This is a genomic window from Radiobacillus sp. PE A8.2 (assembly GCF_045635475.1).
Classification (GTDB): domain Bacteria; phylum Bacillota; class Bacilli; order Bacillales; family Amphibacillaceae; genus JBJGXI01.
On the sequence record NZ_JBJGXI010000082.1, the window covers coordinates 1 to 10,558 of the forward strand.

Below are 10,558 nucleotides of genomic sequence, written 5' to 3' on the forward strand. Positions count from 1 at the left end.
TACGCCATCTAGAAGCAGACCTAGAGTGAGCAATGATAATCCCTATGCCGAATCGATTTTTCGGACGTGTAAGTATCGCCCAGACTACCCAGCAAGAAGGTTCTCCGAGCTGACAGAAGCAAGAGAATGGGTATTATCATTTGTGCATTGGTACAACAAGGAACACCGACACAGTGGGCTTAATTTCTTAACGCCGAATCAAAGGCATGATGGATCCGCAAGCGAGATCCTTGCGCAAAGAAAGCGCGTATACGAACAGGCAAAAGCACGGCATCCAGAAAGATGGTCAAGGGAAACAAGGGATTGGACGCTTGAAGAGGAAGTTTGGCTTAATCCAGAACGTTCAGAAAACAAATCTGAGGAGAATAAAAAAACTTCTTAACGCTATACAAAATTGGGATTAAAAACGACAACTAACTTGACAAACACCGTACATAATACAATATCAATATAGAAAAAATAACATAAAAAAACTAGTTCATCAGTTTATAGGAAACTTTTTCTACTGAAATTAATTATCATATATATTAATATAATGGAGGGATTGGATGAAAACGAGTAAAGTACTTTATTTAATTGGTTTTATTTCGTATCTATTGACAGTTTTATACCTTTTTATGAATTTTTCTAACGAAAAACTTTATACTGGCATTGTATTTTATTCCGTTGCTATAGTCTTCTACTTATCTTTTGTCTATTTATATTATAAAAGCACAGTTGGCAAAAAAATAGTTGGCCTTGGTTTGGTTGTGATTGGAACAATTTCATTTTTGTTATTATTTATCCAAAAGTGAAATGTACATTTACCAAAAATAATGGGTTTATAACATAACCTTAAATACTAAAAGCTTAGATTAGTGTCAATCCAAGCTTTTAGTATTTAAGAGCTATTTTATTTTGAATTTATATTCTCTTCATTTTGATGTAACTATGTTTTCCCAACAGAAGTTCTTTCCACCATTTCTTCAGACACTACCAGAAAAACCCCCATTAAAAAAATAAATATTGCACCTATTACAGTACCTATACCAATAGGTACAAACAAATTGAAACCGCTACCAATTACGCCGAGCAAAAATAAAGTAATTCCAATAGTAAGTACTGTTCCACAAGTATAGTTCACAGCATTTAAAATTTTCACTTTATCACCTTCTTTAATATATTATCTAACTTGTTCACTGAATTGTCAATTTTATTTCACTAAATTGTCAATTTTGCTTGAAGGGAAAATAAATAAGTCAAAAATGACTGACACCACCTTGTGGCATCAGCCTTTGCTCATGTTCTTTATATACCTTATTATGATACCTGCCATATGAAGCAAATTTCCATTCCTCATAAACCACTTATAACAGCAACCTGTTGTAAAGCCAAACTAGGAATACAATAAATTATGATTATGGAAACAAATATAGTTTACTCGGAATATTAATAGTTGCTTGAACCCCCACAAGATTTATTGCTATTTTCAAACCAGCATCGCACAAAGTAACGAAGGTAATTTTATTGATAAAGTTAATTATTTATCATAGGCTAATAATCGTAATGCATTAAAAACAACCAATAATGTTGAACCTTCATGGATAAGAACAGCTATACCAATACCAGCAAAATTAAAGATAGTTGCAGGAATTAGAAGGGCTGTAACACCTAAACTAACCCATAAATTCTGTTTTATAATACTCTTACTTTTACGACTAAGACCAATGGCAAAAGGTAAGTCAGTGAGGTTATCAGCCATTAATGCAATATCAGCAGTTTCTAATGCAACGTCAGACCCTGCAGCGCCCATGGCAATACCGACAGTACTTTTAGTCATTGCAGGAGCGTCATTCACTCCGTCACCAACCATAGCAACTTTATTTTCCTGTTGTTTTAATTTGTTTATCGCATCAACTTTATCTTCAGGTAACAAACCACCCCAAGCATCCGTTATTCCAATTTCAGAAGCCACGCTATTTGCTACCCGTTGATTATCTCCAGTTAACATAATGACCCGTTTAATTCCAATTTGTTTTAGACTGGAAATTACACTTTTAGCTTCTTTTTTAGGCGTATCCATTAATCCTATAATTCCCAAAAATTCAGAACTTTTCTTAACAATCATTGCAGTATTCCCACTGGTTTCGACCTTCTCTAAAATATTTGCTAACTCAGTTGGTAAAGAAACGCCCAGTTCTTCTTCAAAAAGGCCCTTATTACCAATGAATACTTCCTCACCCATCCAATTTGCCTTGATACCTCTTCCTGTCACCGACTTCAACGTATCAGCTTCCTCTATCTTTTTATTACCAAGTCTTTCTTCAGCCCCAGCTACTACAGCTCTTGCCAGGGGGTGGTCACTTAGTTTTTCAACAGCAAACGCTGAAGCAAGAAGTTCATCACTAGTTGTATTACCATAAGGTAATACTTCCGTTAATTTCGGTTTCCCTTCTGTTAATGTTCCTGTTTTATCAAAAGCAAGAGCAGTAAGATCACCTAAATCTTCTAAAGGACTACCACCTTTAACAAGAACCCCTGCACGAGCGGCTCTTGCTACACCACTTAAAACAGCGCTTGGAGTAGAGATTGCAAGAGCACATGGACTCGCAGCAACCAATACTGCCATTGCTCGATAAAAACTATCACTAAATGATTCATCAATTACTAAAAATGCAAAAAGTAATACTACTACTAAAACTAGTACAGATGGTACAAAAAACTTTTCAAACCTGTCAGTGAATTGTTGAGTTGGAGACTTTTGCTCTTCAGTTTCATTCACAAGCTTTATTAGCCTAGCTAATGTAGAATCACTTGCTTCTTTTATTACTTTTACTTCTAGCACACTAGAGCCATTAATCGTTCCAGCAAATACTCTATTTTCAGATGATGGGGAATTTTTCTCATCCTGAAAATCTATTGTCTCATCCTCTATTGGTCTTTTATCAACTGGTACACTTTCCCCAGTAATAGGGGCCTGATTTACGCTACTGGTTCCCTTAACTACTACACCATCAGCTGAAATTTTACTGTTGGGTTTAATTATTATGATATCATCAACCTGCAACTTTTCAACAGGAACTTCTTTCTGTTGATTTCCTTTTCTTACAACTGCAGTCTTTGGAGCAATTTCAGCAAGGGCAGCTATTGATTTTCTAGCTTTGTTTAAAGCAAAATGTTCCAAAGCATGTCCTAAACTAAATAAGAATAATAACAAAGCACCTTCTGCCCATTCTCCTAAAATAGCAGCACCTATTGCAGCTAAAAGCATTAGGAAATCAATCTCAAAGCCACCTTTTGATACTGTTACAATAGCTTCTTTGGCTGTAAAATAACCTCCAAAAAAGTATGCACCAATATATAACAGGAAGCTAATCCCATCTGGAAATCCATTAATTAAACTTAAAACAAAACCAGTCACAAGTAATACGCCCGAGATAATCGAAAAAATTAACTCTGTATTTGGGCCAAATATCCCGCCATGATCGTGTTTTTGATCCTCATTTTCATTTTGAGTATTCAAAATAACTTAACCTCCAATACTTGTTATCGTTAAAAATATATTTGTAATGCTTTCCCTAACTATTTTTAATATAAACAATTGACTATACTTTTATAAATCAAATCACCATTAAAGTTTTTAGCTAGCTAGTGACCCCCCTCCTAAATCGGAGATTATAGAAAGGGAATTCTGGCTTAAGTTTGTTATAATAAAGAAAATTTCTCCCCTATTTTCCTATTAAAATAATCCGTGTAGAACAAACTGCAAGAAACCTATGTTAGAATAGTTTTGTTGTCATTTGGATTCAACTAACCACATAATAATGTGAAAAATATTTGAACATTACTTAATTAACTAATAAGTTTAAAAAGTTAATGGTACAATGTTATTCATATAACTATACAGTGAGGTGCTGAAATGAAATATAAAAGTTCACCGGTGAAGATAACTATGATTTTTACGATAGTTTTTGTTGCACTACTAGTTGCTTTGGTAGTAATTAGTAATAATAAATCAGAAACTAATCAAAGAATCACATTAGATAAACAGCCATCCATTGAAGGACAGCCTACACTAGGTGATTTGGATGCGCCTGTAACAGTAGTAGAATTTGGAGACTTTAAATGTCCTGCATGTAAAGCATGGGGTGAAAGTATCTTCCCTCAATTGGTAAGTGATTATGTTGATACTGGCAAAGTTAAATTTTCTTTTATTAATGTTTTATTTCATGGAGAAGAGTCACAGTTAGGTTCTCTAGCCGCAGAGTCGGTTTATAAACAAAACCCTGATGTATATTGGGATTTTCATAAAAAACTTTTTGAAGAACAACCCGATGAAGATCATGACAGTAAATGGATTACACCTGAGAAAATTATTGAAATTGCCAATGGGATTGAGGGTATAGATACAGAGAAATTAAAATCGGCTTTAGAGAGTAATTCAGAAAAAAATGAAGTAAGTAATGACGAAGAAATAGTAACTGAATTTAACGTGCAGTCTACACCAACTATTATGGTAAATGAGACAGTGATAGAAGAACCATTTAATTACGAAGCAATCAAAACCGCTATAGACAATGCGTTAAAAGGTAATTAGAATATGAACAAAATGGATATAAAACAATTCTCCTTATATATAGCATGGTTAATATCAGTAATTGCAACTCTTGGAAGTCTTTATTTTAGTGAAATTCGAGGGTTTGTTCCATGTGAACTTTGTTGGTATCAGCGTATTTTGATGTACCCATTAACATTGATACTTGGCATAGCAACATTTCAAAATGAATTTACTATTAAAAAATATGTATTACCAATAACGATTATTGGTTCATCCATATCACTATTCCATTACTTGGAGCAAAAGGTACCAGGTTTTGCAGAAATTAAACCTTGTACTAACGGTGTTCCATGCAGTACTGAGTATATTAACTGGCTTGAATTTATTACCATTCCATTCCTAGCCTTAACAGCTTTCACTTTGATTACTATAATTATGGTAGTTACAAAAATCCCCCAAAATGAAAATTAATTATTTAAGAGGTGCTATTCCAAAGGAATAGCACCTCTTTTACATTTCATATTTAACTACTGAATTCCTAGCATACATTAATGATATTATTCATATCTGTGTTAATAATAGTATTAACAATATCACCGTCATATAAAGATAAAAAGAGCAGAGATGCTCCATAGGATTAAATTAAACTATAAATTTGGTGTGGTGGCCATGACTGACCCATGAATGCAGTTAATCCAAATACTTCTAAAGAATATGCACTTTCTACTCTTGCCCATTTAAGTGGATTACTTGAATCTTGATTAGATTTAAAGACCTATGAATAGTAAGAATTCACAGGCCAACTTTATCAATGTTATTTTTTCAGCACTCTCATAGAGTTTAGAACTGCTAAAAGAGTAACACCAACGTCAGAAATTATCGCTTCCCACATTGTTGCCAATCCAAAAGCTCCTAGAAGAAGAACAATTGCTTTAATTCCAAGTGCTAATATAATATTCTGCCAAACAATCTTTTTCGTATATCTTGCTTTCTTAATACCTTCTGCTAATTTAGAAAGTTCGTCTGTCATGATAACAACATCGGCTGCTTCGATGGCTGCATCTGAACCTAATCCACCCATGGCAACCCCAATATCTGCACGCGCAAGAACAGGTGTATCATTAATACCATCACCAACGAAGATTGATTTTTCATTTGCTAATTTTTCTCCATCTAACTTTTCCATTTTTTCTACCTTTTCATGAGGTAGTAATTCTGCGTAAAATGCATCAAGCTTAACTGTTTCGCTTACTTCTTTAGCAACAGCATATGAATCCCCAGTCAACATAACTGTCTTTTTTATCCCTAAGGCTTTTAAAGATTTAATTGCTTCAATGGAATCCTCTTTAATTTGATCGGAAATAATGATGTGACCTACATATTGTTTATTAACAGCAACATGTACAACAGTCCCAACTTTAGTAGGCGTTACAAAATTAATTCCTTCTTTTTCCATGAGCTTTTTATTACCAGCAAGTATCTGATTACCATTAGTTTGAACTTCAAGTCCATGTCCTGAAACCTCATTGTAATCCGAAATAAGTGCTTGGTCCACATCTTTCTCAAAGGCTTTTAAAATAGACGTGGCAATTGGATGGTTTGAATGAACCTCTGCATAAGCTGCATATTCAAGTAATTGATCCTTCGTTATGCTTTCGGAAGGTTGGATATGGGTTACCTCAAACACACCTTTTGTTAAGGTTCCTGTTTTATCAAATACTACATACTTGACACTATTTAATGCTTCTAAATAATTTGCACCCTTTACAAGGATTCCTTGTTTTGCAGCACCACCAATTCCACCAAAGAAGCCAAGTGGAATCGAAACAACTAGTGCACAAGGACAAGAAATAACTAGAAATATAAGCGCACGATAAATCCAATCAGAGAATGTTGCTCCTGATATAACTAAAGGCGGAACAAAAGCCAATATTGCTGCTACTATTACTACTACCGGTGTATAATATCTGGCAAACTTAGTAATAAATTTCTCTGTTGGTGCTTTTTTGCTACTAGCATTTTCAACAAGCTCTAAAATTTTACTTACCGTAGATTCAGAAAATGGCTTTGTTACTTCGATTGTCAACAACCCATTCTTATTGATAAATCCAGATAATACCTCACTTCCTGTCTCAATACTCCTTGGAAGCGACTCACCAGTTAAAGCAGATGTATCAACTGTTGATTTACCGTCCAATACTTTTCCATCCAGCGGAACCTTTTCACCTGGCTTAACAACAATGAAACTTCCAACACTTACTTGCTCAGGATCTACCTTCTTAATCTCATCATTTACTTTTAGATTCGCATAATCTGGTCGAATATCCATTAATTCACTGATTGAATTACGAGACCGATTGACCGCTATACTCTGGAATAATTCACCAATTTGATAGAAAAGCATAACAGCAATACCTTCTGGATACTCCCCTATTAAAAAGGCACCAATTGTCGCAAGACTCATTAAAAAGTGTTCATCAAATACTTGACCTCTTGAAATATTTTTCACAGCTCGCCAGACGATATCTCCACCGACAATAACGTAACCTGTGAGAAAAAGTGCTAATTCAATTGAAGGGTTGAAATTACCTAAAAATGGAATTAAAGAAATTATAAGACCAACTATTAGTCTAGTTATGAGTGGTTTTAAGCCACCTTCCCCATGTGAATGGTCATGACCATGACCTTCCCTTTGGCTGCTAGTAGATTTTTCTCCAAATTCCTTCACTTGAATATGTGGTTCAAGACGTGTAACGGTTTGTTTAATTGTTTTTGATGCTGCCGTTGATGTTGAAGGATCACTATAATCAACTGTTAACTTCTTTGATACAAAATCAACAGATGAACTTGTAATTCCCGGTAAATTACCAACCTCTCTTTCTACTTTTGCTGCACAGTTGGTACAATCTAACCCTTCTAGCAAAAATTCCCGATTTGGGTGAAATTGTTTTAATTGATTTTTACTTTTTATTTCTACTTCGGGCTCCAATTTTCCAATAACTTTCTTTGCGTTATTAGAAACCTCATCCAATTCATGTTCATTTGAATCAAAGGTAATCGTTTTGGTAGCAAAGTTTACTGAACAATTTTCAACCCCTTCAATTTTAGAAACGCCATTTTCAATCTTAGCTGCACAATTGGCGCAATCTAGTCCTTCAAGAAGATATTCTTGTTTCGATTTTTTCTGTGCTTCTCCCATAGGATACTTCCCCTTCCATTTCAAAATACAATATATGTGCATTTATTCATATATTCATTATACTCAAACATACTATCCAATGTCAAAAACTTTTTCAAAGATATTTCGCCCTTATATTTTCATAAAATCCCGTTTCTTTGTATAAGCTTGTATATAACTTGAAAATATAACTAATAAGGACTGATTAGATGAATCTGCAGGTAATGATATATATAAGCATGTTCGTATTATTAGGTTTAATAATAGGTGGGACATTAGGTGGAGTGATAAATAAAGTGGTTAAACAGGTCAATAAACTTTATGTGTATGCTGGATCAGTTATATTAAGCTTAATTATTTTAGAGATAATTCCTGAAACTGTTGTATCCTATAATTGGATTGGTCTCACTATTAGCTTCCTATTGGGAATAGTTGTGATGCAAGAAGTTCACTTACTTACCGAGTCCTTCAAAAATTATTCTAAAACTAATTCACTTTCATTTGGTGCTATTTTTTTAGTTATTGCGATAAGTATACACAACATACCTACTGGAATTGCCATCAGCTCTAATTGGACAAACCAAGGTACAACATCGAACGAATTAATTCTACCTTTCATTATTCATCAAATTCCTGAAGGATTGGCTTTATTTTTATCTTTAGTGGGGGCAGGTAGTGCGATTTATTCCACCTATTCTTTTATTTCATTCACATTTCTTATTGTTTTATGCTTCTTTTTAGCACTAATATTAGGTGAACAATCCCTTTTTCAAGACTATCGTTTAAGAACCATCTTCATGGGGATTTCTATTGGTTCATTAGGTTATGTAAGTGTCTTAGAGTTAATAATAAAACCTTCTAGAACCCTGAAACTAACACAATTTATTCAAGTTTTAGTACTTGGCACGGCAACTGTTTTATATTTATGCAGTTCTTAAAAGCCCATTGATTACTATATCAGTTGACAATGTTTTAGTTATTTTATAATATGACGATGAACAAATAACTTGCCCATATACGAGGTGATAAAATGACTGAAAATAATGATAATGAAAGTAAAATCAATGATCTCGATGAAGAAACATTATTTGTAATCTCACAATCATTTAAGGCATTAGGTGATCCTACAAGAATTAGAATTTTAAATTTGCTCTTTGATACAGAATACTCTGTCAACGAAATAGCAGAATATTTGAATCTTAGACAATCTACAGTTTCTCACCAGTTACGTTTTTTGAAAAATTTAAGGCTTGTTAAGTATCGGAGAGCTGGAACAACTTTGTATTATTCTCATGATGATGAACATGTAATAAACTTGTTAGAACAAGCCATTAAACATGCTCTACATCATTAGAATATCTGATTATCAAAATTAAACTCTGATCAAAAATAATCATCTGTACATATAATCCCCATAAAAATAGCCAATCACTTATATGATTGGCTATTTTTATGGGGATTTACTTTAACTAGCCCAATGCTACATCTAAAATCATCATTACAGTAAAACCTATCATTAAACACATGGACGCTAGATCTTTATTTCCATTTTCCTGTGATCCAGGAATTACCTCTTCAGCAACCACAAAAATCATTGCCCCGGCAGCAAAACTTAAAGCAAAAGGTAGAATTGGTTCCATTAAAGTTACAGCTAATACACCAATTACTGCAGAAATTGGCTCAACCATACCCGAAAATTGCCCATACATAAAGCTCTTTCGACGGGACATCCCTTCTCTCCGCAAAGGCATGGAAACTGCAGTACCTTCTGGAAAGTTTTGAATGCCAATTCCAATAGCTAACGTCACTGCAGCTGCTAAAGATGCAGATGGAAATCCAGCCGCAACAGCTCCAAAAGCAACCCCTATTGCTAGACCTTCAGGAATATTGTGCAGTGTAATAGCAAGTACTAATAGCGTGCTTCTCCTTCTTTTACTAGGCTGGATACCCTCAGCATCTTCCATTTTTGAATTTGGATGCAAGTGGGGAATAATCTTATCAACTCCCCACAAAAATACTGCACCAAGCATGAACCCTATCGCAGCAGGAAGCCAAGCTGGTAACGCATCTTTATCAGCCATGTCAATTGCAGGTGATAATAGAGACCAAAAACTTGCCGCAATCATAACTCCACCTGCAAAACCAAGCATTCCATCTAAAAGTTTTTGGTTCATTGTCTTTGTTGTAAACACCAAAGCAGCTCCAAGTGCAGTCATACCCCAAGTAAATAAAGTACCAAATAACGCTTGAGTAATAGGACTTAAAGTAACAAAAAAGTCAATAATCACTTCGTCCTCCTTTTTCATTTATTCAAGATACAAATATGGATGAATATTCACCATACAATATATGCATCATAACAAAAATGTTTCCTCAGGTAAACTTTTTATTTAAAATACTTTAATAATAAACCATTATAATTATATCAATAGGGCATATTTACAGTTTTGATCATAATAGAATAGTATTATAAGGTGGTGAAAATAGTGAGAGGAAGAAAAAGTAAAGTTATAATAATTCCACTTTTAAGCTGTATTATTATATTTGTTGTTATTCCTTTTGTTATTAGTATTGCTTATGGGAATTTCCCTTTTTTTAATAATGATTACCTGTCAAAATATGACATAATTATCACAAACGACAAAAAGATTAGTGACAGTAACCTATCATTCATTAATTACAATACTTACACTTGGTCCGAAATAAAGACATATATTATTAAAAAACAAATGACGTATAAACATATTTTAAGAGACATTACCGTTTTGTTAATAACTGTAATTGTAGCTGTTTGTATAGATAGGACGATTGGATCCAATCTACCACGACCTTTTAGAAGAAAA

Annotated in this window: 10 protein-coding genes; 6 read left to right on the forward strand and 4 right to left on the reverse strand. The window is 33.9% G+C overall.

The features are described from left to right. Together ACI6MV_RS24300 and ACI6MV_RS24305 are read left to right on the forward strand one after the other, a co-directional pair. Positions 1-382: integrase core domain-containing protein (locus tag ACI6MV_RS24300; protein WP_407272904.1), on the forward strand; the 382-nt coding region annotated here is incomplete at its 5' end. A gap of 166 nt (positions 383-548) precedes the next feature. Further along, positions 549-794 (forward strand): hypothetical protein, encoded by a 246-nt coding sequence (locus ACI6MV_RS24305; RefSeq protein ID WP_407272905.1) that lies wholly within the window; start codon positions 549-551, stop codon positions 792-794. A gap of 134 nt (positions 795-928) precedes the next feature. Here the strand turns inward: ACI6MV_RS24305 and ACI6MV_RS24310 are convergent, their stop codons facing one another. Beyond that, complete coding sequence (locus ACI6MV_RS24310) at positions 929-1,141, reverse strand: hypothetical protein (protein ID WP_407272906.1); 213 nt, start codon at positions 1,139-1,141, stop codon at positions 929-931. 378 nt (positions 1,142-1,519) lie between these two features. Then, complete coding sequence (locus ACI6MV_RS24315; protein WP_407272907.1) at positions 1,520-3,502, reverse strand: heavy metal translocating P-type ATPase; 1,983 nt, start codon at positions 3,500-3,502, stop codon at positions 1,520-1,522. 396 nt (positions 3,503-3,898) lie between these two features. On the opposite strand from ACI6MV_RS24315, the gene ACI6MV_RS24320 reads away from it, so the two are divergent. Beyond that, on the forward strand, positions 3,899-4,576 hold the full coding sequence (locus ACI6MV_RS24320; RefSeq protein ID WP_407272908.1) for a DsbA family protein: 678 nt from the start codon (positions 3,899-3,901) through the stop codon (positions 4,574-4,576). Positions 4,577-4,579: 3 nt separating this feature from the next. Beyond that, positions 4,580-5,008 (forward strand): disulfide oxidoreductase, encoded by a 429-nt coding sequence (locus tag ACI6MV_RS24325; protein WP_407272909.1) that lies wholly within the window; start codon positions 4,580-4,582, stop codon positions 5,006-5,008. A 343-nt stretch (positions 5,009-5,351) separates the two neighbouring features. On the opposite strand, the gene ACI6MV_RS24330 is transcribed toward ACI6MV_RS24325, so the two are convergent. Beyond that, positions 5,352-7,736, reverse strand: coding sequence for a heavy metal translocating P-type ATPase (locus ACI6MV_RS24330; RefSeq protein WP_407272910.1), 2,385 nt, complete (start codon positions 7,734-7,736; stop codon positions 5,352-5,354). 218 nt (positions 7,737-7,954) lie between these two features. Between ACI6MV_RS24330 and ACI6MV_RS24335 the strand changes: the two genes are divergently transcribed. Further along, a complete protein-coding gene (locus tag ACI6MV_RS24335; RefSeq protein ID WP_407272911.1) occupies positions 7,955-8,653 on the forward strand; it encodes a ZIP family metal transporter in 699 nt (232 codons plus the stop codon). Between the two features lie 92 nt (positions 8,654-8,745). Next, positions 8,746-9,069, forward strand: a complete 324-nt coding sequence (locus ACI6MV_RS24340; RefSeq protein WP_407272912.1) for an ArsR/SmtB family transcription factor — start codon at positions 8,746-8,748, stop codon at positions 9,067-9,069. A 115-nt stretch (positions 9,070-9,184) separates the two neighbouring features. On the opposite strand, the gene ACI6MV_RS24345 is transcribed toward ACI6MV_RS24340, so the two are convergent. Then, on the reverse strand, positions 9,185-10,000 hold the full coding sequence (locus tag ACI6MV_RS24345; RefSeq protein ID WP_407272913.1) for a ZIP family metal transporter: 816 nt from the start codon (positions 9,998-10,000) through the stop codon (positions 9,185-9,187). Positions 10,001-10,558 lie beyond the last annotated feature (558 nt).